This is a genomic window from Methylobacterium sp. WL8 (genome assembly GCF_008040045.1).
In the GTDB taxonomy this organism is placed as follows: Bacteria; Pseudomonadota; Alphaproteobacteria; order Rhizobiales; family Beijerinckiaceae; genus Methylobacterium; species Methylobacterium cerastii.
Genome location: NZ_VRVF01000035.1, coordinates 1 through 24,255, shown reverse-complemented (window position 1 = coordinate 24,255; position 24,255 = coordinate 1). Strand labels below are relative to the sequence as shown.

The following is a 24,255-nucleotide window of genomic DNA, read 5'->3' as shown; positions in this document are numbered from 1 at the left end:
AGTTCGGTCCTCGCACCGCATCATGCGTCCAACGAGGGACGGACCAAAAATGGGAAGGGCCCGCTACGGTGATCCGAAGCGAGCCCTGTGACGCCTTGCTTACAAGTCCGGCTAACCTCAGCAGCCATCGTCCTTGGTAGCCTGATCGCCGAGCTTTTGGTTGGCGCCAGCGTTGTTCATGGCGCCGACCGTGCCCGGCGAGGCCGGCTGCTGGCCGCCCGCGAGGTTCTTGCTAGAGGTGCCCACCCCGGCGCCCTGGTCGTTCTTCGCCTCGGAACCGGGCTTCTGCCCGACCATCTGGTTGGCGCCGGCGTTGTTCATCGCGCCGATGGTGCCGGGCGAGGCGGGCTGCTGGCCACCGGCCAGGTTCTGGCTCGACTTGTCGACGTCCGAGCTCTTCGGCATGACCTGCCCGGGAGTGGGGTCCTTGGCCTTGGTCGTGCCGGTGTTGCAGGGGGCGGCAAAGGCCGGCACCGCCAGGGCGAAGGTGGCCGCGGCGGCGATGGCGAACGATCTCATAAGCGTTTCCTCAAGTTTTTTGATTCTCGCAAACAAGACTGCGGGCGGCGTCAGGTTCCTGAACGAGGTGCGGCTCCCACCAGGCAAACGCGGCAACCGTACCGACCCAGCGACGCCGCGGATGCAGGCCGCACTATCGAAGGGTGAGCGCGTCCAGCCATCCGTGGGAGGCAGCGTAGCGGATGATCTCGGCGCGCGACCTCAATCCGAGCTTCTCGGCGGCCCGGGCCTTGTAGGTCTCAACCGACTTCACGCTGACGTCGATGCGCCGCGCGATCTCCTTGTTGCTGAGGCCCTGGGCGATGAGCCGCAGCGTCTCCGTCTCCCGTGGGCTGAGCGCCTCGCCGGTCTCGGCCGGCTTGGAGCCTGCCGCCGTCGCGGAACCGTCCCCAAGGGCGTGTCCGGCGACGGATGGGTCGAGGTAGACGCCGCCCGTCGCGACGGCATGGACCGCCCGTAGGAGGTCCTCGGCCGCCGAGCGTTTCAGGAGGTAGCCCCTGGCGCCGGCCTTCAGCAGCGGCTGGACGTAGGCGGCGTCCTCGTGGACCGTGAGTACCAGGACCTTGGTGCCTGGGCACTCGACGGTCACGCGCTCTGTCAGATCGAGCCCGTTGAGGCCGGGCATCGAGACGTCGAGGACGGCGACGTCGGGCCCGACGGAGCGGATCAGCGGCAGCGCCTCGCCGCCGTTCGTGGCCTCGCCGACCACGTCCACTCCGGGGTCGGCGTTGAGGAGCGACCGGATGCCGGCAAGGACGATGGGATGGTCGTCGGCGAGCACGACGCGGATGCGGCCCATGGTCAGGTCCTTCATGCGCAGGCGGCCTGCGGAACGGGAATGCGGATGAACAACGTCGTGCCGACGCTCGGGGAGGCTTCCAACGTGAGGGCGCCATCGAGGAGGGACAGGCGCTCGCGGATGCCGGACAGACCGAGGCGCGGCTTGGGCGGCGACCCGTCCGCAGGGGGCGGGGGAACCGCCTCCGGATCGAAGCCGACGCCGTCGTCCTCGATGATGACGCGCACCTCTTCCGGGCGGTGCTCGACCGAAACGCTCACGGTATCGGCCCGGGCGTGCTTCAGGACGTTGGTGAGCGCCTCCTGGACGATCCGGTAGACCGCGCTCTCGGCGGCGGCGGGCAGGCGCACGGGCTCGCCGAGGAACTCCAGGTCCGCGCGGACGCCGTGACGCTGACCCCATTCGCGCAGCAGGGTGGCCAAGGCCTCGTGGAGGCCCAGGTCGTCGAGGGCTGTCGGGCGGAGGTCGACGGCGGCGCGGTGGATGTCGCGCCCAATCTCGCCGGCGAGGGTTTGCAACCAGCGTATCTGGCGGCCCGCTTCCGTCGAGGTATCGTCGGCTTCGAGAAGCCGCTCCAGCCCTTTCAGGCCGAGCGAGAGACCCGTCACGGTCTGTCCGACCTGATCGTGGAGTTCGCGCGCGATCCGGCGCTGCTCGTTCTCCTGCGCCTCGCCGAGCCGGCGCAGGAGTTCGAGGCGTTCCGCCTCGGCCCGCTTGCGCGGCTCGATGTCGGACACCACGCCGTAGACCAGACCGGCCGAGGCTGGGTCCTGCAGGCGGGGCGCACGGCCGGTCAGGCGGACCCAGCGCGGCTCTGGGGCCGAGCCATCGACGCGGAACTCCACGTCGAGCGCCCCGCCGTCCGCGAGGCTCCAGCGCAGGTCGTCGATGAGCCGGGCTCGGTCGTCCGGGTGCACCTTCCCGATCACCGTGCCGGCATCGGTCTCCATCTCGCCGTCCGTTGGGACGACGGTGCCCCAACCCAGGAGATGGGCGGCGCGCGGCGACCCGGTCACCTTGTATCGGACCGTGTCCCATCGCAGCGTGCCGAGCTCCGCGGCCTCGGTGGCGACGGCGCCCTGCTCCTCGCTCGACCTCAGCGCCAAGGCGAACCGGGCCCTTTCGCCGGCACGTCGTTGCGCCATGTCGCGCCCCACCAGCCCGACAAGCGCCAGGGCGAGGCCGATGCTCAACACGCTGCCGCCGCCCAGGACGAGGTACGAGCGAAGGACGGGAGCGTTCAACGTCGCAGCCGGCATCCCGAAGTGCACCGACCAGCCGCCGGTTTCCTTCAGCGTGCGATAGACGACTTCGACGTTCGAGCCCTCCAGGGTGGAACCCGTGTAGAACCCGTTCGGGGCGTGCCGGATCGCCGCTCGGAGGGCGGCGTCGGCCGGCTGCCCCAGTTCCTCGGCCTCGGCTTGGGTGCGGGCGATGGTGTTTCCGTCGGCGTCGACGATGGTACCGACCCAGCCTTCCGGAGCGCCCGCGTCCCTCAGGATCGAGCTGACCGCGTCGTTGGCGAGACCGACGGAGAGGACATAGTGGAGCTCGCCGTCCCGAATGACCGGTACCCGGAGGGCGACTAGGCGCTTGCCGGAGATCGGTCCGACCGGGCCGATGCCGCCGACCACGGGCCGGCGCGTCCTGACGACGGCGTCGAAGCTGCGTCGGTCCGCGGTCGGTCCGAGCTCGTCGTCGAGAGTGCGAAGCAGGTTGACGATCTGGACGCCATCGGGCCTCGCGAGCTCGACGGTCTCCCATAGGGGGCGCGCCCGCTTTAGCCGCACGGCCTCGGCGTAGAAGGCCGCGAGGTCCGGCTTGTCGAGGGTGGCGGATGCGGCCTCGGCTTCGAGGACGGCGATCTGTGCCGCGATGTCGGAGGCGACCCGTTCGGCGACGCGGGTCGCGCTGGCCACGGCCGCGCCGCGGGTCAGGTCGCGCTGCTGCTGCGCCATGAGGGTGGCGACCCAGCCGCTGAGAAGCAGCACGGGGATGGCCGCCGCAAGGGCGAGCGCGACGAATGTGCGACCGTTCCCGCGGCTCCGTCGAGGCTGGCGGGTGCGTTCGGCGGCTTCTTCCCGGGTGGTCATGCGGCAGGCACTTCGACCGGTCCGTCGTATTTAACGCTCCCGGACGGAAGGCTCTCCATGTCGTTAGCGCTTTCCGTCCCCGTCGCCGAGATGCGGGCTTTCGCGGACGCGGGTCTCAAGAAGACCTGTCGGTCGGAGGGGTAATAGTGGACGAAGGTGGAGGGTTCGACATGGAACGGATCTACAGCAGGCGACGCCCGGATGCGGTGACCTGCAGGCTCTGACGGTCGCCCCCGGCCTCGATCACGAATCGCTCCAGGTCCCGAAGGCGTCCGACAAGGTTCGGCGGGACGGCGTCCCCCTCGGCGAGCCCTGCCTCGACCAAGGCCGTCACCACCCGTTCCAACCGTCCGAGGCTTCGGCCCCGGAGCGATGGCGCACTTTTCCCCCCTGGTTCGGTGCCTAGGTACTCAGGCGAAAGCCGACGCATGGCTCGGGGCCCCAGCGGCGTCCCGTGCCATGGCGACGCTTCGGATAGCCACGGCCGGATGCGGAACCCTCGTGCCGGGGTCCCACGCCGATCCGTCGAAACCCTCGAACCACGCCCGCCGCTCGCGCGAATCCGCGGGATAGGGACAGGCATCCCTCGGTCGGCCGGTGGTTCGGGCCCTGGAACCCTGTCGAATGACTTCCATGATCATCGGCGCCTGCCCTTTCGCTGTTCCGAAGCGTATTCGACGCCGTCGAGTTGCGCCCGGATCGCGTCGACCGACAAGCTTTTCCAGTTGCTCCTACCGGTCTCACCGACGCGTGTCGGGGCAATCCCGACAGGCCGGGCGGCGGAATGCGCTTGACCGTGGCGAAGGGGCGGCACCGCTCCCCCGGAAGGGAGAAAGACGAGCCATGAGCAGAGGGCCGCGTCCACTGACGGGCCCTCGATTCGTCAGAACCTCTCGCATACGCGACTCAGTAGCCGCAGTACGGTCGACCGTATCCGTATCCGGCCGGGGCATAGCCGTAGCGTACCGGGGCATAGCCGAATCCGAAGGGACGACCGTAGCCGCCGTAGTAAGCCGGCCTGATGGCCGCGGCGGCCAGCCCGAGACCGAGTCCGGCAGCGATGCCGATCCCGTTGTAGCCGCGACGGTAGCCGTACCGTCCGTAGTGACGTCCGAACCCATGACGGGGATGGCCGAAGCCACGGTAGCCACCGAACCCGTAGCGATGAGAGCGGAAGCCGAAGCCGCGGTGGCCGTGATGTCCCCGGAAGCCACCGAAGCCGCCGTGATGACCGTGGAACCCGTGTCCCCGGCCGAAGGGCCGCGCCTCGCTCGACGGGGCGAACATGACGAGGCTCGATACCGCCGCGAGGGCGAGGGTAATGCGTTTCATGGGGCTGCTCCCAGATGACCATTGATGGCCACGCGACATGAGGAAAGGTTTGACCGACATCCGGCCAGGGCGAGTGCGCCTGGACGGATCTGGTGCCACCTCACCGGCTCGGAACGTCATCTGGGTCGCCGAGCGCTACCTTTTAGTCAGAGAAGCCCGTAGCCCCGTCGGGATAAACCTGACGCCCGCCTGAGCCACCTCCAAGCGTGGCTTGCGTTCGACGCGGAGGCATACGAGGTCCCGAATTTGGGCAGGGCGCCAGGGCCGTCATCACGCGATGGCGCGAGCCGATGCCTCCTCGGCCAAACGACAGGGCGTGCGATGAGGGAAGCGATGTATCGAACGGCGCGCCTGGTCCGCACGCTACGGAGACGGCGCGGCATCGTCCCGCCACCGGGAGGTCCCGTCCACGGCAATGCGGGCCTGACAGTACGCTCCATTGAGGATTGGCCCCGGTACGGCGGAGGGATCTCCGGAACCGAGCTAGCCCCGGACCGACCCCGCAACCGATATCCGTTCAATGACGCGCCAACATGAGCTGGGTTCGAATACTCCAAGTTCCTTGTCCAAAGGGCCCTCCGCATGCCGCAAGTGGCGACGCTGGCCGAGTGAGCTTCCCGATCCGGCCAACGACAACGCCGACGCCTCGGCGGGTGCCTTCCATGCGGTCGGCCTCGCCATCCTCGGTTGCTTCGTGATGCTCTGCCTTCTCGTCGCGTTGGCGACCTGACCGGGGACGCCGATCTCCTTGGGTCAAGGATGGCCGGATACAGATCCAACCAAAGCCCCCTCCATCACCCGGAGCCTGCCTTGCCACCTGCCTCGATCCACAAGCGAACCTGGAAGCAACTGGCATTCACCAGTCAGTCCGGTCGGACGCTGCGCACGTCCGACATCGTGTTGGGGGTGGTCGCGGTCGCGCTGCTCGCGGGCTTCTGCCTAATCATGGCCGCCGACGTCATCGACGGCGTGAGCACGGTCCCGGGCTGACCAGACCTTTGGCGGTGACCCTGTGCCTACGGGCAGGTGTGCCGGTCTCCGTCGTTGCCGAGATAGGTGCCGCTCGACGCATCATAGGACCGGAACCGGCGAGCGCATGCGGCAACGGCCTCAGAGCCCTGTGCCGCCTGGGCCTGTGAGTTGGCGATGGCGCCGCCGATGATGGCGCCTGCGGCCAGGCCCGCTACGCCAGCACCAACGGCAGCGCCGACGCCTGGTCCGCGACGGTAGCCGTAGCCGCGTCCATAACCACGACGGTAGCCGTAACCGCGTCGGAAGCCATGATGCCGGTGCCCGAAGCGCCGGAACTGCGCGTAGCCGGTCGGCAGGGTGCCGGCCGTCAGCGCCTCGACAGGCGTCGTCGCGGGGGCGGCGAAGGCGGGTTGTCCGAGCAGGGACGCCGCGACTGCTGCGGCAAGGGTGAACGAGAGCTTCATCGTGACCAGGTTCCTGAATGGGCGCCGCATGCGAGCCAGCGCGGATGCGCGCGGTTGGACCGGCGAGGGAGACCGATGTCCGCAGCGGCCGAAGGTTCACAAACACCCGCTCGCCCCGGACGTTCCGGATATCCGGTCCCACGGTGGCCGGGCGCGCCGTCGATACGGCCGTGTCCCCAACGATGCGCCCCTTGACCTTCCAACCGTGGGAAGCCCCATCTTGTTGTCCAGAAGTTCCGCGCAATGCAGCTCGGGAAGCCGATTGCCGCCGTCGCGTTGTCAGGGTTCGGGCGACCCACCCTCCAGGCGCATTCCGAAAGGATTCCTCGATGCTCGACACCACCCGCAGGGCCACCGTCCATCGCATGGTGATGGAGAAGCACGTCTGCCCCTACGGACTGAAGACCAAGGACCTGCTCGAACGCGAGGGTTTCCAGGTCGATGACCATTGGCTGACGACGCGTGAGGAGACCGACCGCTTCAAGGCCGAGCACGGCGTGAAGACGACGCCGCAGACCTTCATCGCGGGCGAGCGCGTCGGCGGCTACGACGACCTGCGCCGACATCTCGGTAAGTCCGTCCCCGACCCGAAGGCCACCAGCTACACGCCCGTGGCGGCGGTCTTCGCGATGACGGCCTTGATGGCGCTGGCGGCGAGCCAGGCGGCCTTCGGGACGCCACTGACGGTGCGTGCAGGCGAGTGGTTCATAGCCTTCAGCATGTGCGTGCTCGCCATCCTCAAGCTGCAGGACGTGGAGAGCTTCTCGTCGATGTTCCTGGGCTACGACCTGCTCGCCCGGCGCTGGGTGCGATACGCCTACGCCTACCCGTTCTGCGAGGCGCTTGCGGGCATCCTGATGGCAGCGGGCGCTCTCTTTTGGCTGTCGATCCCGGTCGCGCTGTTCATCGGCACGGTCGGCGCGGTCTCGGTGTTCAAGGCGGTCTACGTCGACCGGCGCGAGATCAAGTGCGCCTGCGTCGGCGGCTCGGCCAGCGTGCCGCTCGGCTTCGTCTCGCTCACCGAGAACCTGATGATGGTCGGCATGGCCGTCTGGATGCTGGTCCGGTCCTGACGGCCCCTGCGGTCAGGGCGCGATCCGGAACGGCTTGCTGGTCAGCTTCACCGCGTCCCCGTCTCGCAGGACGAACACGAGGCGGGTGTCGCCCTGGCGCTCGGGAACCTTCACCTCGACGTCCAGCGTGCCTTTGCCCGACGTACGGGCGGATTGCAGGACCTGGAAGGCCGTGTTGGGCGTCCCGACCCCGACCAGGAGCGGCTCGTCCTTCGGCACGCCCGTGGCCGTCAGGGTCACGGTCGAGCCTGATGGGCCATGGTCCGGCGAGAGGGTCAGGCTCGGGGCTTCCGCACCATCGCCCAAGCCGATCCGCCGACCGAGCCGCTCCAACCGTCCCTTGAGGTCGGGGTTACGGTCGAGCAGGTCCTGGGCGGAGGCGCCGACCTGACCGGCGATGCGGCCTACGGCGTCGTTGGCCTCGCGCCCGATGTGGTTGAGGCGATCCGCGAGACCCTGGCCGGCCGCCGTCCGCAGGCGCAGGGTGGCGCCGACCTGCAGGTCGCCCGACCCGTCGATGGACGGATTAGCGGCCAGGAGGGCGCCTTCCGACACGTCGCAGCGGCTCGCGATCCGGCTTAAGGTATCGTCGGGCAGGATCTTCACGGGACCGTCCCCGCAGGTCGCCTCCTGCGCGTCGCCATGACCGGCAGCCAGCATGCCCGTCCCGATGATGAGGGACAGAGCGGTCAAGCGAGAAGTCCGACGTCGCATCCTGAACTCCCGACCGCTTCAGATGCCACCCGCAACGTGTCTAACGACTGGCCGTTCCGTCAATCCCGAGGGTGGCCGAGCGCAGGATGCACTAGGAATCCCCATGCGCGTCCAGGGGAAATTGGAGCGTCCATGACGCCGATCCCAACCTCCTGGATGGACGATCCCGTGTCGGCGCGATCCCACCGATGCGTCCGGGATTGAGCGGCACCGATGGGGCGTCCTTCAATCAGGACCCGATCATGTGGCCCAGGGGTTTAAGGGGCTCTACGCGGTCAGATACGATCTTCATCATCGCCAGCAGAGGCACCGCGAGCAAGGCCCCGGGGATGCCCCAGAGCATGTGCCAGAAGAAGACCGAGAGGATCACGAGGAAGGGGTTGAGCGTGAAGCGCTTGGCCAGGAGCAGAGGAGTGATCATCTCGCCTTCGGCGATATGGATCAGCAGGTAGAGACCGGCGGGCAGGAGCGCGAACAAAGGCCAGTCCAGACTGAGCACACCCACAACGAAGAAGATCACGATCCCGGCCAGGGGCCCGAGGATCGGGATGAAGTTGAGCAGGAAGGCCGTTGCGCCCCAGAGCAGCGGCGTGTCCAGTCCGCAGGCCCACATGGCGAACCCCGTCGCCACGCCGACACCGACGTTCATGATGGTGATGGTGACAAGGTAACCCGTGATGTTGGTCTCGATTTCCTGGACGATCTCTACGGCCTGACGCTTGCCGGAGAGGGTCGGCAGCACCTCGACGAACCCGCGCAACAGGCGGTCGCCCGAGGCGAGGAGGAAGAAGAGCAGGATCATCGTCGTGAAGAAGCGGGTCAGGAGGGTGGCGGTGCCGCTCATCAGGTTGCCCGCCAGCGTGGAGGCGGGCCTTGCGGTGACGACGTCGCCCGCGCCCTCCTGCCCGTTGGCCGCGGCGATGCTCTCCAGCGCCTGCAGGCCTTGCTGGAGGACATCCAGGGGCCGGCGTAGCGCTTCGACCTTCTCCTTCAGGAGCGGCAGGCTCTCGGGGGCGCGCCGTATCCAGCCCGACGCGGGTATCGAGGCCGTGAAGCCGACGCCCCCAATGGCCCCGAACACCACCAGGATCAGCAGTGCCGCGGCAAGGGCCTTCGGCAGCCGGAAGCGCTTGTGCAGGACCCGCATGGCCGGCGCGAGCAGGAGCTTCAGGACGAGCGCGAGGACGATGGGCAGGATGAGCTCCTGACCGACGTAGAGGGTGTAGACGATCCCGAGGAGGCTCAGGACCAGGATGCCCGCGGAGCGGACGCCGCGCGGGATGGCCTCGTTCGTGGCAACGGCCCGACGGGCCTCACGGTCCCCGCGCTCGTCGATCCGGTCATCGGCAAGCGACGGCCGGACCGCGCCCTGTTCCCGCGTGAACGCCAAATCCTTCTCCTGAAAATCCTGCGCGGCGGCAACAGGGGGCGTGATGGAATGATCCGAGCCCGCGCCGGGCGATGTCCCGGAACTCCGCGTGCGACCTTTCGGGGGCGACGGTTCGGGTCAGCTTGGCCCCGATGGCGCTCGTTCGATTCCCCGCGCCCGAGGATTTTGACGGCTCGGGGAACGCTTGGGATCAGCCTTGCCCGCCGTCCCGGTAGGCGGCCCCACGCACGGAGTTGGATGCCTCACCGGACATCCGGCCAGGCGTAGCCCGATCCGGGTTCGGGTCGTGCGAGCTCCCGGCATCGGCCGATCCGGCGGTCCCGATCATCGCCTCAGCCCCCGTCGAGACGGCCCACTGCTCCGGTTCGGGCACGTCGCCAACCCGATGGGCCGCGACGGCCAGCATGCCGGCGCAGAGGGCGGTCGCGATCAAGAGCGTCGAAAGGAACTTCATGCCCGTCAACCGGCGGCCGAACTACGCCGTTCCAGACGACCTCGGTACGTGCCCTCGCCGGGATGTACAGGGGTGTACCGCAGGTTTTGCAGAGGACCTGGGCGAGCCGCAGGAAGAGGGTCACCCCGCAGGTCATCACCACCGGTGAGGTAAGGCGCCCCGTACCGTGGAGCGTGACGTCGTCGTGGGTAAGGTCACCGACGCCCGACGTTCCGCGGGCTCGAACGTTTCCCCGCCCCGTCGTCGGTCCGCCGAGACCGGGATGTTCGTCTTCGGCTTAGGCGAACGTTCCCGGCCCCTCGACCGTTGAGGCTTGCCTTGCGAGCCTCCCACGTTCGCGGACGTGGAGCCCGTGGATGCCCGCAATCGCCAGGACCGAGTTCGCGACGTCCGAGACTCCGCTGCCCTCCGATGAGGGGCATGGCCCGAAGACGGGCTTCTGGGCGCTGACACTCGGCTCGGTCGGCGTGGTCTACGGGGATATCGGCACCAGCCCGCTCTACGCCCTGAAGGAGTCCTTGCACGCAGCCGCCGGAGGGGGGCACGCACCGACCAGCGAGATGGTCTTCGGCGTCGTCTCGTTGATCCTCTGGGCGCTCATCCTCGTCGTTACGCTCAAGTACGTGCTGCTGGTGATGCGGGCCGACAACGACGGCGAGGGCGGCACGCCGTCCCTGGTGGCACTGGCCCAACGTGCCTTGGGCCATTCCGGCGGGTTCGTCATCGTGTTGGGCATGGTCGGCGTATCGCTGTTCTTCGGCGACGCCATCATCACGCCGGCCATGTCGGTGCTCTCGGCGGTGGAGGGCCTGAAGCTGGTGACCCCGGCCACGGAACCGTACGTCCTGCCCATCAGCCTCGCCATCCTGATCGGCCTGTTCGCGGTCCAGAGCCACGGGACGGCGCGGGTGGCGACCTTCTTCGGCCCCCTCACGGCGTTCTGGTTCATCGTCATGGCGCTCGGGGGCCTGGGCCACCTTATCGACGACCCGAGCATCCTGGGCGCGCTCAACCCCGCCCACGGCGTCTCGTTCATCCTGAGCCATGGCACGGCCGGCCTGCTGGCGCTCGGTGCCGTGTTCCTCGCCGTGACCGGCGCGGAGGCGCTCTACGCCGACATGGGACACTTCGGTCGCACGCCGATCCGCGCGGCTTGGTTCGGGCTGGTGCTGCCGGCGCTTGCCCTGAACTATCTCGGCCAGGGCGCCATGCTGCTCGCCCACCCCGAGCGGGCCGAGAACCCGTTCTTCCTGCTCTACCCGTCCTGGGCCCTGCTGCCGATGGTGCTGCTCGCCACTGTGGCGACCGTCATCGCCAGCCAGGCGGTGATCACCGGCACTTTCTCGATTACACAGCAGGCGATGCAACTCGGCCTGCTGCCGCGTATGCGCGTCCTGCGTACCTCCGAGACCGAGAAGGGGCAGATCTACATCCCGCGGGTGAACTGGTGGCTGCTCGTCGCGGTCGTATTCGTCGTGGTGCTGTTCAAGTCATCGAGCGGCTTGGCGGCGGCCTACGGCATCGCGGTCACCGGCGACATGGTCATCACCGCCTGCCTGCTGTTCGTCGTCGCCTGGAAGGTCTGGCGCTGGTCGCCTGCGGTCGCGGCCGCGGTCATCGCGCCGTTCCTGCTCATTGAGGTGGTGTTCCTCTCGGCCAACGCTCTCAAGATCCTCCATGGAGGCTGGGTGCCGCTGACCATCGGTGCCGCCCTCGTCACAGCGATGTGGACCTGGCGACGTGGTTCGGCTCTGATCGCCGAGGAGATCCACCGTCGGCGCGTGCCGCTGTCCGAATTTACGCAAATGGCCGAGACCGGCTCGATCCAGCGGGTGCCGGGAACGGCCATGTTCCTGACGGGCACGCCCGGCGACACGCCCGGGGCCCTGATGCACAACGTCAGGCACAACCGGGTGCTGCACGCGAACAATTATATCCTGCACGTGGTCACCGAGGACCTGCCGCGCGTGGCCGACGCCGAGCGCGTCGCCGTGAAGAAGCTTTCCGACGCCTTCTCCTGCGTGACGGTGCGCTTCGGCTTCACCGAACTGCCCGACCTTCCGCGTGCCCTTGCGGCCGCGGGCCTGGACAAGGGCGACCTGTCGTACTTCCTGACGCGGCGGGTGCTGGTGGCCTCGCCGGAGACGGGCATGCCGGTGTGGCAGGACCGGCTCTACATCTCAATGGCTCGTGCGGCCACGGACGCGTCCCGCTACTTCCGCATCCCGGTGGACCGGGCCGTCGAGATCGGCGCCCGGATCGACATCTGATCCCGGGGAGATCCGAGTGCGGTCGAGAATGTTTTCGATCCATTGCCAGCGGCGGTCGTGCTCGCCACGCGTCAGATCAGGCTGTTTCCTTCGCCCTACGCATCTCTTGGCCATCCTGGATGACCGGCAGGCTTCGGCTCGTAGTCCGTTCGCGCGGTAGCACCGCGGTGCTTCCACGGTCGGCAGGGCCACCTATGTCTGTCTTAGCACAGCACGCCGCCGAAAGCGGCCAGACTGCTCTCCACCCAACCCGGCCGTAGGACAGCGTCTATCAAGCTGCTGGGGAGCGGACTTCCGGAAGGCTGCAAATGGTCGTGAACCGAAATCAGACGGATCAGTGAAACGAGACCGGCCAAGTCGGCGGCCGTTGGGGATGACCAAATTTAGCTCCGGTAGTGGCTATCGCTGCGTACGACGAATTGCGCTTCGGTTAGGTTGAAGGCAGTGACGATGCGTTGGATGAAGTCAGGGACTTGGAGGCGACGGTCGGCGTAGATCGTGAAGACGCGGATGGCTGTGTCGTAGACGATGCGCCCACGTGGATGAGTTTCGTACTCGCTCCAGGCGATCGCGGCGGGCAATCCGCGCCGTTTAAGCCCGGCGGGACCTAACGCTTGCCAAGCTTCCCAAACGTCGTAGTGCCCACGCGCATGGGTCAGGGCGGCGCCGTAGGGCTCGGCGTGATTTAGCGGGGTCGCGTCAATGACCAGCACGCGGTTCGAGGGGGCGCCGTCGGGTACACCCCAGAAGATGCCGACGCTCGGCAGCGACGGGTCGTTGTCGGGGATCAAGGTGGTGGGCATCGCGGCCATGGCTGTTTTAGCTTCCGCCGGAGGACGGAGGATTGAGGGTGACGAGCTGATCCGCCTGCACGGAGTTGGCGTTGCGCCAGGCGAGGGGATGAAGCCAGCGCTCGGGAATGGCGGAAGCACCGTATAGGGCGCCGGCGAAGTGGCTAATGGCGGCATCGTTTCTCAGATGAATTGCTTTCAAGCCCGAGAGTGGTCCAGCGTGAACGTAGGCTCAACCGAGCGGTCGCCGGCCCTTGTCATAGAGGTAAATGGTCACGCCGAAGGTCCACTCCCGTTCAGCGCGGAGTACCGCTTCACGAATTGTGGTGTCGTAAAGCTCGCTGACGTGGAACCCGTTTGGTGCCTTTTCGACATCCGCCATATCGAAATAGAACGTGCCGTCCGGCCGCTGAGCGTTGTCGTGCCCAGACGGCTCGAACACCGCGTCGATTTCCGGGCAGGTGCGGTCGCTCCGGTGATCGACGACGTTGCCAAGCATGAAGGCGTCCTACAGCGGGAGAAAGGTGGTCCGGCCGGCCTTTGCGCAGCCGCCAGGGGCGTGGCGGCTGGCGGGGTTAGGAGGGAGCTGAGGCCTCTGCTGTGAAGAGCGCGTCGGCGAGTTGGGTGATGCGCTCACGCCAGGCGAGGGGATGAAGCCAGCGTTCGGGGATGGCGGACGCGCCGTAGAGGGCGCCGGCGAGCTGGCCCGTGACGGCGCCGACCGTGTCGGCGTCATCACCGAGGTTGACGGCGAGATTTACGGCTTCCTCGAAGGTAGTGGTAGTACCGACAGCCCAAAGGGCCGCTTCGAGCGTGTGGATGACGTAGCCGGAGGAGCGGATCTGAGCGCGTGACTTGCCGCGCCAAGAGCCCTGAGCGATTTCATGGATGGCTGCCTCGCCAGTGCGAGATAGCGGGGTGAGATCGTCATCCATGCCGCTGATGAAGTGCCGGGGACGTAGGCCGTCGGTGTTGGTGCCGACCCAGGGGCGCGGACGGAGCACGTCGGGTTGGCCGAGGACCGCTTCGCGGAGGAGCTGGACGAAGTAGGCACAGGCCTCGACCGCCTGAGGAGCGCCGTGGGTCGTTCGGCTTTGTGCCTCAGCGATCCGTTCAGCTTCGCCCGGGTCATGAAGTGTGACCAAGGCGACGGGGGCGAGCCGCATCAGGGAGCCATTGCCAGCGGTGTCGGGATCGGTGGAGCCGACGTAGGGGTCGGCCGTCCGGAGGAACTTAGCCAGCGACTCCCGAGTGGTGATTCCGATGTCGAAGCAGGCGCCGGTGCAGGAGTAGGCGCCCTCGCGGTACCAGGCGACGAAGCGGGCCATGAGATCGGCTGGATCAAAGCCGGGGGCCTGAAGGAGGCTATCAGCGAGCGCCAGGCTCATCGAGGTGTCGTCGGTCCATTGACCGGGCGAGAGCTGGAAGGGGCCGCCGCCGGTCACCTCGGTTTGGTGGGGGAGGGTATCCCGGCGGCTGAACTCGAGGGTGGTGCCGAGCGCGTCACCGACCGCGAGACCGAGTAGGGCGCCACGGGCGCGGTCGAGTACGGCCGGGTCCGCATGAAGGGTCTGGGTCACAATGAAGCTCCACGGGGTCAGCGGATGGATGAGGCCGGATGGGAGCTGAAGGTTCACACAGACGCCGCGTTTTTTGACGGGCGGGTTTGGCCTCAGAAACGGAATGGGGTGCAGAGGTAGCGGAATGGTGTCCAACTAAGGAACTGCTACTGATAGTGAAATTTGGAGCGCCGGGGACTGCGCCGGGACTGCCGGGTGCTCAGCCAGTCATTCCAGAGAACACCAGCTTGGAAGGGCGGTACCACCGGGGATCAATCGGCTTGGTACGGCGGCTGCGGGTACGGCTGGGGGCGCAGGTGTAAAGGTACGTACCTAGGGAGGTAGGGGGTGGGGGTAGGTCGGGCTGTAGTTTGGATGGTTCTCATGGCCTGCCATCCAGGGTGATAATTCAATGTAGGCGCCAGTTAGCTGATCCAACAGTGCGACGTGCGCGAAGAGGATAGCTCCTCTCAATCACTGGGCGGTGACTTGCGGCGTATTTTCGACTGACGGCGAGCGGGATCGCGCGTCTGTTTTGACGCAGCTGGATCTGGATTGTTTGTCGGCGTTGGAGGAATGGGATTGAGTTCGTCGGGGCGTCTGAGCCCCGCGGTTCAGCCAGGTGCCGGGGCCAGCGCGGTCGCAAAGTGATGAAGTCGGTCAGCGTTGGGACAAGCGGCGGCGAAGGCGAGGCGAACGCGGGCAGCGGTCTCGCGGATGCGGGCTTCGAGCTTGAGCAGCCGGAGGCGTATCGTGGCCGACTCGGTCCTGGCGAGGTGATAGGTGCTCGGGAAGGCGTCTCGCACGGTGAGCATCAGTACCGCTATCGGCCAGGCGTCCGCAGGCAAGTTTATGTGCGGGCTGAACCCGCTATGCCCGCCCCCGCTTGAAACGCCCGTGGGCGCGGTATTTTTGAATGTCGCGCCGATAGGCGGCGGTCATATCCTCGCTGTCCTCCATGGGGCCTCGCCGCATGAATTGATGCGAGCTACCGCGCCACTTCGGGCCATGCATCATGGCAAATTCGGCCTTAAAGCGACGGAGCGCAGCGGCCTCAACGCGGTCCCGTTCCTTATCCTCATATCCCTGCTGCCAAGGCTTCTGCCCGTACGCGTTGAAGGCATCATGCCTGCCGTTGTCGTACCCAATCATTATCTCGCCGCCCATGTATACATCGCGAGGATCAGGCATCAACAAATAGCCGTCGCCCATTTTCCGCCAATGATCCACCTCAACGTGTTTCTCTGGGTAGAGCCATTCGCGTTTGCCAGCAGCGATATATCGATAAGCACGCCTCTTTGTGATGAGGTTGATTTGCAAGACCTCTTGCTCGCATAATTTACGACCGGTTTGAATATCGCCGAAATTGAAAATGGCGCGCCGAAATAGATCTGGATTCGTCCGCATCCTCTTTTCCGACTGAAATGGGTTTCGTACCCACCTTAGATTGGTGAAAATAAGAAGTCTGTTAGGAGAAAGCGGAAAATAGGTGTGCGATCCGACAAGACGAATGTCAGGATCACTGAAACCCACGCACTCTTGGGAAAGAGGGGGGCAAGCCCGATTGTAGACCGTAACGGGATGGTCCGAGATGATGAATTTGGTTGGCCCGGCAGCCTCCGCGATCTGCCATTTTGCTTCCGTCCAAATCGCACAAAAAACGTTACGGATGCGCTGCAGGCGCATAAGAGAAATGTTCTTCGGCTCGTCCCGAAATACGGCTTTCATCCATGCAAGCCCCTTGGGCGTACGCATTTTCTGAACGCTAAGATAAGTTAGTAAGCTGTGAAAGCTGTCTGGGTCCGCCGCAGGATGAGTAAAATTATCAAAATAATCAACAGCTTCACGGCCCTCCGAGTCAATTTTTCCAAAAAAGAACTTTTCGATGTCTTTGTTTTTCGCATTACCCCACTGGGTCGTGTAAAGATCATCCTCTGCGAAACAGCTATCCGGACCCCAGTGTAGGAGAGCATTGCGCGTGAATCGGTGACCATCACGAACAACCACCTCTGGCTTGAGATCGAGGTACGCCTGCTTGCCTTTTCCAGGCAGGAGAAAGCGCTTCTGATACCAAGCAGGGACGTAGTGGTTAAAGCTGAATTCGTTGCTCATTGTAAAAATGATCGGGCGGCAATTGGGCGGAAGCCCGCATCATACGTGGCTGTGATTTGGGCACATATAGTGCCGCCCGGCTTGGGTCAAAACCGGAATCGCTCAGCGGGCTAACGGAATGATCATGGGTTAATCTACTGACATCAATAAGCTTTTAGGCAGCTGGAGAGCTGGGTCATTCTAGGGTGATGTAGGATAGAGCGGTGGGCAGAGCGCTTCATACCGTTATCCTCCCGGCGGCGATGGCATCGGCAGCGTAGCCGGATAGCTTCCTATTCGGCTGGAAGTAGATGTCTCGTGAAACCGGCAGCCCGATGTAGCCCCGCAGCCGAGCAAGTTCGTTGAGGTCGATGTAGCCAAGCTCGGGCGATCCAAGCCCGAGGTCGCATAGGCCGAAAGCGCGGGTAGGCTCGGCAGGATCCAGCTCAGTCAGCAGCCACGTAGCAGCACCGTCCGGGATGAACAGTTTGACCACCGGCGACGGGTCGATGTCCTTGCCGGCGGCGGAGCGTTGGCCGTTCAGCAGCAGCTGATGGCGTTGCGCCTTGGTGAACCACGGATGCGGAAGCCTCATGAGTTGCCTCCCGACGAGGCGTTCAAGATACCTTTCCTAGTGGAACGGGGACAGCACTGTGCGGCGGGAGCCGCTGAAGGCGACAGGGTTCGCTGCCTGCTGCGCCGCAGGGACGAACGGCAGGCCTGAGTCTGCGTTGGCGATGCTGTTGGTGTTGGTTCTTCGGCATGGACCGGATTGGCGGCCGGAGTGTCTCCGTCGTTCACGGAGGCGGCGCTGGATGTTGCCGAGGGTCGCGGTGAGGGCAGCGCCAGCGGCGATGAAGGCGGTCCGGACGGTTTCGGTGCCAGCGGAACGTTGTTCAGCGCTACGGCGGCCACTCGGTCGAAGTCGAGGTAGCGAGCGTGGACCGCCCTAGCGTGATCGGCAGCACCTGCGTGAACCAGGGCATCGAGAATGGTTTCGAGCGGGAGGTGAACGAAACCGACCCGGTCCGGGGTGACGCCGAGCGGAACGACGAGGGTGTTGGCGTAGACCTTCGCTGAGGCAGCGACGCGGCGGTTCAGGCTGGGGCCCATGAGGATGAAGAGCCCCCGACTGGCATGGCCCTGATCGACCATGAGCTGCGCGAGGGTGTGTTCACGCCGGAGTTGCTCGATCCCGGGGCGGTAGAGCAGCGGATCGTCGGGGAATTTGTAGAGGGCGGTGGCGCGAGCGACGTCGCCGTACCGGGTCCGGACAGAAGCCGAGGGCCCGACCATCTGCTCGATGAATTTGAGTTCGATCGCAGCAAAGGCCGGCTCACCGTCGGGTGTGATGACCTCGAGCTGGAGGTCGAAGGCCGTACCGTCCTGTAGATGGCGTTCGTCCCCGCGTCCGGGCGAGGTTTCAAATTTGAGACCGGTGACCTGGTGGACGAAGTCCGGCAGCAGCTGTGACCAGACGCGACTGGCGAGGTCGAGGTTGAGCGCCATGGGGCCGAAGAGGTTGAGCGCCAGCCCCTGACTGGAGAGCAGATGGCCGAGGATCTTGACTTCGTCCCACATGGCGCCGGGCTCGCGTAGGATGAGCGCGCGGCGGACAAAGGCGGCGATCTCCGGTGTGAGGAAAGTGCCGCCAGCGAGGGCGTCCTCACGACGAAGTCGCCACCCGGCGCGCAGCTTGCGGGTCTTGCCCGCTTTATCGCCTGATCCCCGTTCGACCTGAATGCCGGCCGGCAGGTTTTGGTCGGCACGCCAGAGCGAGGCGAGGAGCCGGGCAGCCGCGGCAAACCGCGTATCGCCGGTGATGAAGGCGGCGTGCTGCCGGCGGACAGCGTCGGGGATGAAGGGCGCGTGAGCGAGAGGCATTGGCTGATCCGGATAAAGCCGCAGGATGAGCGGCAAGCTCCAGATTCAGCTAACGGTAGCAGTTCTTGCGAGACGAAGACCGGATCGCGAACTTACAAGACCATCATATGCGCGAAACATTGAGGGATTCGGGGAGAGCGGTTTTAGCGAATTCGAACTTTGATAGCCCTATAGAAATTATATAGAATTTAGACAGCATTTTTGATAGCGGCAGTTCCTCATCGCGAAATCTTATTCGATGAGGTGGGCTAGGTTTTATGGTTAGAGAATGATTATTGGCGGGACACATTGTCGTTCGATCTGTTCATGCATTGGACATTTCGTGCGAAGGTGTATTAGCTTCGAAAGTCCTCGGTGTTCCTCCCCCGTGGGGTAGGGGTTGATATCATATCGGGATCGAACAGCTGATCGCACATTCGCCGAACGTCCGATCTTTGTCAGTCCTCCCCGCGTTTCCAGCTCGATTACGAGTTTGGCGTCAGTCCTCGGCGGGGACAGGCTGTTGCCGGGTATAAGTCTTGCGCACGCCCTCTGACGTCCACCGTCGACCAGTTCCGGTGGTGATGCCTCGCCTGTTGAGGTCATCCGCGGCGACCTGCCACCGCCCAGGTCCCTCGGGCAAGCTGCGCACCGCGGCCTTTAATTCGGTACGGGCGCGGTCACGTAGAGCAGGCGCTTCCTTGTCATGGCGTCGCTGCCAGTGGCGGAAGTGCTTGACCGGATCGAACGTCTGACCGTCAATGAAAACGGGGTCGGGACGCAGGTCTAGCCGCGGCACATCGTGATTCGCAAGGTAGGTCCGCATGAACGCGTGCGGACGCCAATGGTGGACGTGCGAGAAGTCGACGTAGATCAACGTCGCATCGTGGACGGCACAGAGGTGCACGACGCGATTAAGCTCCTCCTCAATCTGCTCCGTCCCCCGGTCCGCCTCCATCTCCATGAATACCGCCTCTCCGACGAGTTGCCCTTTCTCATTGCGGACGAATCGGCGGATTACTTCAAGCTGATATCGGATCGTGCGGCTTCTACGAGCGGCGGCCTCGACATCATTGGGCAACACCCGGAAACCCCGGCGCGGCACCGGAAGGGTCCAGTAGAACCCGACATACGCCTGCCCCACGGCCTTTTCCTCTCTCCAATTTCGTCTGTGACGGCACGGCGACCAGCCCGGACAATTCCGCCGTTTCCGCAGCGACCGACCCCAACACTCTAGCCCTGGTCCATCGCCTGACGGGCCGCGGTGGACACGGCGTCCCCGCCCCACAGGCCTCGAAGGACCGAGGTGACTATGACACGAGGGGAAGCCTACGTCGTACTCGGGCTTGCGCCGAGCGCCACTGTTGATGAGATCAAAGCCGCTCACCGTCGCGAGGCGAAAGCCACGCATCCCGACCACAACGGGGCGCATCGCGCAGCCGACTTCATCCGCGTAGGGCAGGCGCGCGACACGCTGCTTGGCCACCAGCTCCGCCCCGGTGAACGAACCGAGAAGGACCGCACGGAAGAAACGGAAGACGAATTCGACGACGAAGGTTTCGATCCGATCTCCATCGTGCGCCAGTTCATGGCGCACGAGCAGATTGAGGTTCTGTTCGACGGCACGATCCGCGTCGGCACTGGACCGCGGATGGCCTACGGCCCTGCCGACGTCGACTCATGGCTGGCCAGCACGCCAGTCATGAGCATCAAGCAGCTGCACACTCTGGTGATGCTCGACGTCCGCCGGGCAGGCATCAAGCTTGGCTCTGATGACATCCACCGGGCGATCGCCAAAATCATTTGGGATGATCAGCAGGATCGCCGGAACCGCATCATGCGGCCGTTCGTCGAAAACACGCCTGATCCCGCCGTCGTGGCGCGTGCCGCTGTTGTCTGGACGCGTCTCGTCGCGACAACGCTCGCGATCGACGTCGCCCTCGGCGTCGCAGTGCTGCAGCACTTTATTTGGCAGGTGAAGCAAAAGCTGCTCAACCGACCCGTGCACCACCACATGATGCCGATCGTCATCAGCCCGGTTCAAGGAACCGGCAAATCAACTCTGGTCGGACTATTTCTCGGTCCGTTGCATGAACTGGCCAGCGACCCCGTGGCTCTATCTGACTTCGCCGACACACGCAGCAGCGACCTCTACCGCTTCCCTGTCGTGTTCATCGACGACATAGATCCGATCGGCCGCACCGCCGTACCAACCCTCAAGCGCTTAATGACGAGCAAAGCGGTACGCGGCCGCACGCTCGGCACATCCAACAGCGACCGGCGGCCGCAGCTTAGCACACTGATCGGCACAGCCAACGAGTCGGTCAGCGCGCTCATCGCCGATCCCACCGGGCACCGGCGCTTCTTTGGTCTGCCGTTCCGCAACGGTGCGGCGCAGAAGGGAGGCGACTCTGCGATTTGGCAGGTCATCAATGAAACGGACTACGATCTCCTGTGGCGCTCGGTCGACACCTTCGGGCCGGCACCAATCATTCCCTTTCTAGACGCACTGGCCGCCGTCCAGTCCGCTCAAGCGCCCTGCGATCCGCTGCGAGACTGGCTCTGCACGCAGGACTTCCTGTCGGAGCCTTTCGCCGACCTGTGCGAGCGCTGGGGACTGAAGGCCGACGCACTTCGCCAGCGCTACAACGCGGAAGGGGGCGAGACGCTGAACAACAACCGCTTCAAGGACCGGATGGCCGACCTCGTCCTCGATCCGGCGGTGCCCCTGGGACCGAGCGTCCGCAACAAGGATGGCACGTTCTATCCTCTGAAGCTCCGGCGATCCTCCTGCGAAGGCCAGCCTGCGGGCGATCCGTGAGACGCGCGTGTGGTCTGTGGCGGCGCCACCGGCTACAGGATAATCACGGTCGCTGTCGTCGACACGGCCTTCATCGTCGTCATCGTCGTCATCGTCGTCATGGCCGGGCGCCCGAGCGGCGCATTGAGGTCGAGAGAAAGTCCGCCATGAAGCGCGCCAGCTTCGCCGACCTCTACCGGCCGCGCGCGTTCGGCGAGGTCTACGGGCAGGCGAGCGTCGTTGACTGCCTGTCCAGCCTGATCCAGCGCGGCCAGATCGGTCGGGACATCCTCCTGCACGGCTCGGTTGGCTCCGGTAAGACCTCGTTGGCCTGGATATACGCGAGGGCCCTGAACTGCGAAGCGCCGCAGGCTGACGGCTCTCCTTGCCTCACCTGCGATACCTGCCGCGGATGCGACCGGCCCGGACCCGACGGCAATCCCTGCGGCCGGTGCGGTCCCTGCCGCCAGAAGGACGGCCAAGCGATCGCGGGGCTGCACTCCTACAACGTTGGGCGAAAGGGCGGCTCGCGTGCGCTGGTGACGGCCTGGACTGAGCCACTCGTGCGCACGACGCCGCGGCATCGCTACAAGATCCTGTTCTACGATGAGGCCCACGCCCTTAGACCTGATGCCTGCGACGGCCTGCTCGAACTCGTCGAGCAGTCGGAGAACCGCGTGCTGTTCTTCTTCGCCACGACCGAGGTCGACAAGATCCGGCCAGCCTTGCGCTCGCGGCTATTCGACCTTCTGGTCCGCCCGTTGTCACCTGACGACGCCTACCGGTTTTTGGAGGTTCAGGCGCGCAAAGCGCGCCCGCCCGAGCCGCCGCTCGATTATGAACCCGAGGCCCTGGCGCTGCTCGCGGGCCTGCGCAGAGGCCTGCCGCGCGATCTGCTGCTCGGCCTCGACCGCGTGCACGAGCCCGGTACCCGGCTGACCGTGGCGCGGGTGCGCGCCGCCTTCGATGCGGACCAGACGGAGCCGCTGCTCACCTACTTCGGGGCGCTGGCCGAGGGCGACCTCGCCGCACAGACCGCGCTCATGGCGGGCTGGCAGGAGAGCGTGAACGATAAGATCGCGTGGATCCAGGCCTTCCTGCTCTCGCTCTACGCCAACGACATCCGGCATCGCCGCCTGCGGGTCGACGGGCTGATCGACGCCATCCCCGAGGGCGACCGCGCGCCGATCCTGGTCCGCTTCTGCCAGCGCCTGAACCTGCGTAAGCCCGCCGACCTTGCCGAAACGTGGCACCGCATGATGGACTTCTGGTCATGGCCTGCGCAGCGGCTGGCTAAGCCCGACCGCGCAGGGGACATCGCCCTGTCGCTGCGTGTTGCGCTGTTCCACCGACTGGTCAACGACGACCTGCGCGCGGAGTGCGGGCGTAACGTGGAGGATCGAAGCGACTCGATCGCTCCGGTGCACACCCTCAACCAGCATGGCCCGACCGTGACCCTGCCCTCGCGCGGCTTTGGCGAAGCACCACCATCGCCGGTCGACTGCACGGCGGGGGTGGCGTCGGAGGATCCACAGTACCTCACAGCCGCCGACGCGCGCGCGATCGTCAACCGCGCCTCGTTCCTGATGCAAGAGTACGGCGCCCTGTTTAATACCGCCTTCGTGGTCAGGCCGGGGCTGCTTGGCACGACGTCTGAAGCCGATAGCATCGCGCTGATCGACGCCTTCGGCGAAGCACTGGCCGATCAGGTTCGGGCCTGGGGTGGCCCGCTATCTGCCCGGCTCACCCTGTTCGTCCGAGAGGGTCGGGAGGTCTACGGGCGACTTGTGGCCCATCTTCCGCGCCCAGGACCAGGGCAGGCGGGGGGCGACTGCCTTGCGCGCGCGCCGGACTGGCGGCGGGCCTGGATCGCCCGGCACGGGAGCAGTGGCGAGGACGCGGTCGTACAGGAGACCGCCGGCACGGATGATGCCGCAGCGCTTGCGTTCCACTGGGACAACACGCTCGGCCTATGTGCCGGCCTCGACCCGGAGATTCTGGACTGGGACCCTCGGGTGGGTGCCTGCAAATCTCTCGTGTCATTACTGGGAATTCAGCGACAGCAGGGTCTCGGACCGATCGTCGGGCACCCACTTGTCCACGCGCCCGGCCCCCTGTCGGACACGGCGATCGCGCGGGCATGCGTCAATCGGCTGGAACCCCTGTCGGCCTTCGACGATCGCGTATGGGGCGAATTACGGAGCGGCTGGGAGCTTCGCGAGTTCGAGGATCGTCGAGCGACCCGGAGGGAGCGTGAGCGGCAGCTGAGCACGTTGAGCGCCCGGCACGGACCGGACTCGGACGAAGCCAGCGACCTCGTGCGGCGCTGGAGCGATGACCCGAAACGGCGTCCCCGTCGGTGGGCGACGTGGTGGTGACGGGCGTGGGCGCGGTGCAGGACGTCGGCTACTTGCTGGCGACCCATCGGCACGGCGCCGCTGCGCTCGATCGTGCCCTGGTCTACCGCTACCGCTCCGGCCGGTTGTTACGAGCGATGATGGTCGCGCTGCGTTGCACAGCGGAGCGGCAGGGACGCATCCTAGCCTCGGGTGACCTGCCGCTCCGCCCGGGCTTTGCCGATGGTGGACTCCTGAACGTGCTGCCGGTGTTCCGTTGGTCGCGGGAGGCCGTGAAATGCTTGGGGTCTCGCGAGTTTACCAACTCGCTGCGCGTCCTGGCCGAAGGTACGCATGGCCCAAGCGTCCACCTCGTTCCCCACGACAGCCCCGTCTTGCGGCACTCGACCTGGCCCGCGATCGAAGCGGGCTCGCTCGTCGTCGTTGAACCTCTGATCACGCGGGCAAGCCTGCCAACGGCTTTGCTCTACCTCGCTGAGACGAGCGATCTCTGTGCTCCTTCGGACATCCTGGGCCAAACAGGGTTTACGGAAAGCTTCGCCGACCTCATCGACGAGGGATCTAACGATGACGTTCGGGCACGCGGGCTAGGTCGTGAACCCATAACGGTTGGCACGGTTTGGGCGGTGGGTCGTTGGTTTTCCGAATGGAGGACCGAGGATGGCGCGGTTTGACCTGACGGATGCGGAGTGGGCGGTGATTGAGCCGCTGCTT

General features: G+C 65.7%; 24 protein-coding genes and 2 pseudogenes. 7 read left to right on the top strand and 19 right to left on the bottom strand.

The window, feature by feature from the left end; all coding sequences use genetic code 11:
* Positions 1-117: 117 nt before the first annotated feature.
* The 6 genes from FV234_RS14055 to FV234_RS14035 all read right to left on the bottom strand — a co-directional run bounded on the left by FV234_RS14055 (position 118) and on the right by FV234_RS14035 (position 4,743).
* Positions 118-519 (bottom strand): exopolysaccharide production protein YjbE, encoded by a 402-nt coding sequence (locus FV234_RS14055; RefSeq protein ID WP_147762988.1) that lies wholly within the window; start codon positions 517-519, stop codon positions 118-120.
* Between the two features lie 133 nt (positions 520-652).
* Positions 653-1,318: a response regulator transcription factor gene (locus FV234_RS14050; RefSeq protein WP_147763010.1), complete on the bottom strand. Its 666-nt coding sequence runs from the start codon at positions 1,316-1,318 to the stop codon at positions 653-655.
* Positions 1,319-1,329: 11 nt separating this feature from the next.
* Positions 1,330-3,411 (bottom strand): ATP-binding protein, encoded by a 2,082-nt coding sequence (locus tag FV234_RS14045; RefSeq protein ID WP_147829867.1) that lies wholly within the window; start codon positions 3,409-3,411, stop codon positions 1,330-1,332.
* Positions 3,412-3,592: 181 nt separating this feature from the next.
* Positions 3,593-3,745 (bottom strand): hypothetical protein, encoded by a 153-nt coding sequence (locus FV234_RS26225; protein WP_187273686.1) that lies wholly within the window; start codon positions 3,743-3,745, stop codon positions 3,593-3,595.
* A gap of 76 nt (positions 3,746-3,821) precedes the next feature.
* Positions 3,822-4,046 carry an Rmf/CrpP family protein gene (locus FV234_RS27055; protein WP_348643063.1) on the bottom strand — a complete coding sequence of 75 codons (225 nt, stop codon included), beginning with the start codon at positions 4,044-4,046 and terminating at the stop codon, positions 3,822-3,824.
* A gap of 271 nt (positions 4,047-4,317) precedes the next feature.
* A complete protein-coding gene (locus FV234_RS14035) occupies positions 4,318-4,743 on the bottom strand; it encodes a hypothetical protein (RefSeq protein ID WP_147829863.1) in 426 nt (141 codons plus the stop codon).
* A 562-nt stretch (positions 4,744-5,305) separates the two neighbouring features.
* Here FV234_RS14035 and FV234_RS26220 point away from each other — a divergent pair.
* A complete protein-coding gene (locus FV234_RS26220) occupies positions 5,306-5,473 on the top strand; it encodes a hypothetical protein (RefSeq protein WP_187273683.1) in 168 nt (55 codons plus the stop codon).
* Between the two features lie 80 nt (positions 5,474-5,553).
* On the top strand, positions 5,554-5,733 hold the full coding sequence (locus FV234_RS14030; protein WP_147829861.1) for a hypothetical protein: 180 nt from the start codon (positions 5,554-5,556) through the stop codon (positions 5,731-5,733).
* A gap of 26 nt (positions 5,734-5,759) precedes the next feature.
* On the opposite strand, the gene FV234_RS14025 is transcribed toward FV234_RS14030, so the two are convergent.
* Positions 5,760-6,179 carry a BA14K family protein gene (locus tag FV234_RS14025; RefSeq protein WP_147762995.1) on the bottom strand — a complete coding sequence of 140 codons (420 nt, stop codon included), beginning with the start codon at positions 6,177-6,179 and terminating at the stop codon, positions 5,760-5,762.
* 329 nt (positions 6,180-6,508) lie between these two features.
* Between FV234_RS14025 and FV234_RS14020 the strand changes: the two genes are divergently transcribed.
* A complete protein-coding gene (locus FV234_RS14020) occupies positions 6,509-7,252 on the top strand; it encodes a glutaredoxin (RefSeq protein ID WP_147829859.1) in 744 nt (247 codons plus the stop codon).
* 12 nt (positions 7,253-7,264) lie between these two features.
* Here the strand turns inward: FV234_RS14020 and FV234_RS14015 are convergent, their stop codons facing one another.
* From FV234_RS14015 to FV234_RS26670, 4 genes and pseudogenes are all read right to left on the bottom strand, one after another.
* Positions 7,265-7,945, bottom strand: coding sequence for a LysM domain-containing protein (locus FV234_RS14015; RefSeq protein WP_187273682.1), 681 nt, complete (start codon positions 7,943-7,945; stop codon positions 7,265-7,267).
* 250 nt (positions 7,946-8,195) lie between these two features.
* Positions 8,196-9,356 carry an AI-2E family transporter gene (locus tag FV234_RS14010; RefSeq protein ID WP_147829855.1) on the bottom strand — a complete coding sequence of 387 codons (1,161 nt, stop codon included), beginning with the start codon at positions 9,354-9,356 and terminating at the stop codon, positions 8,196-8,198.
* Between the two features lie 190 nt (positions 9,357-9,546).
* Complete coding sequence (locus FV234_RS26485; RefSeq protein WP_210250889.1) at positions 9,547-9,819, bottom strand: hypothetical protein; 273 nt, start codon at positions 9,817-9,819, stop codon at positions 9,547-9,549.
* 82 nt (positions 9,820-9,901) lie between these two features.
* Positions 9,902-9,991: pseudogene (locus tag FV234_RS26670) on the bottom strand (ion transporter); the annotation flags it as partial.
* 175 nt (positions 9,992-10,166) lie between these two features.
* Between FV234_RS26670 and FV234_RS14000 the strand changes: the two are divergent.
* Positions 10,167-12,080 carry a potassium transporter Kup gene (locus FV234_RS14000; RefSeq protein ID WP_147829852.1) on the top strand — a complete coding sequence of 638 codons (1,914 nt, stop codon included), beginning with the start codon at positions 10,167-10,169 and terminating at the stop codon, positions 12,078-12,080.
* 383 nt (positions 12,081-12,463) lie between these two features.
* On the opposite strand, the gene FV234_RS13995 is transcribed toward FV234_RS14000, so the two are convergent.
* From FV234_RS13995 to FV234_RS13960, 8 genes and pseudogenes are all read right to left on the bottom strand, one after another.
* The gene (locus FV234_RS13995; protein WP_147829850.1) at positions 12,464-12,892 is read right to left on the bottom strand and encodes a hypothetical protein; all 429 of its coding nucleotides are present in this window, start codon (positions 12,890-12,892) and stop codon (positions 12,464-12,466) included.
* Between the two features lie 211 nt (positions 12,893-13,103).
* Positions 13,104-13,370 (bottom strand): hypothetical protein, encoded by a 267-nt coding sequence (locus FV234_RS13990; protein ID WP_147829848.1) that lies wholly within the window; start codon positions 13,368-13,370, stop codon positions 13,104-13,106.
* Between the two features lie 76 nt (positions 13,371-13,446).
* Positions 13,447-14,586, bottom strand: a complete 1,140-nt coding sequence (locus FV234_RS13985) for an ADP-ribosylglycohydrolase family protein (protein WP_246686196.1) — start codon at positions 14,584-14,586, stop codon at positions 13,447-13,449.
* Positions 14,587-15,044: 458 nt separating this feature from the next.
* Positions 15,045-15,248: pseudogene (locus FV234_RS13980) on the bottom strand (transposase); the annotation flags it as partial.
* 52 nt (positions 15,249-15,300) lie between these two features.
* Positions 15,301-16,542 (bottom strand): DUF4238 domain-containing protein, encoded by a 1,242-nt coding sequence (locus FV234_RS13975; protein ID WP_147829846.1) that lies wholly within the window; start codon positions 16,540-16,542, stop codon positions 15,301-15,303.
* 217 nt (positions 16,543-16,759) lie between these two features.
* Entirely contained in the window at positions 16,760-17,116 is a 357-nt protein-coding gene (locus FV234_RS13970; RefSeq protein ID WP_147829844.1) for a DUF2958 domain-containing protein, read from the bottom strand.
* A complete protein-coding gene (locus tag FV234_RS13965) occupies positions 17,113-18,441 on the bottom strand; it encodes a hypothetical protein (protein ID WP_147829842.1) in 1,329 nt (442 codons plus the stop codon). The genes FV234_RS13970 and FV234_RS13965 overlap by 4 nt, the downstream gene beginning before the upstream one ends.
* 442 nt (positions 18,442-18,883) lie before the next feature.
* A complete protein-coding gene (locus FV234_RS13960) occupies positions 18,884-19,528 on the bottom strand; it encodes a hypothetical protein (protein WP_147829840.1) in 645 nt (214 codons plus the stop codon).
* 168 nt (positions 19,529-19,696) lie between these two features.
* Between FV234_RS13960 and FV234_RS13955 the strand changes: the two genes are divergently transcribed.
* From FV234_RS13955 to FV234_RS13945, 3 genes are all read left to right on the top strand, one after another.
* Positions 19,697-21,205: a VapE domain-containing protein gene (locus tag FV234_RS13955; RefSeq protein ID WP_147829838.1), complete on the top strand. Its 1,509-nt coding sequence runs from the start codon at positions 19,697-19,699 to the stop codon at positions 21,203-21,205.
* A gap of 146 nt (positions 21,206-21,351) precedes the next feature.
* A complete protein-coding gene (locus FV234_RS13950) occupies positions 21,352-23,562 on the top strand; it encodes an AAA family ATPase (protein ID WP_147829836.1) in 2,211 nt (736 codons plus the stop codon).
* On the top strand, positions 23,544-24,215 hold the full coding sequence (locus FV234_RS13945; protein WP_147829834.1) for a hypothetical protein: 672 nt from the start codon (positions 23,544-23,546) through the stop codon (positions 24,213-24,215). Before FV234_RS13950 ends, FV234_RS13945 begins: the two co-directional genes overlap by 19 nt.
* Positions 24,216-24,255: the final 40 nt, after the last annotated feature.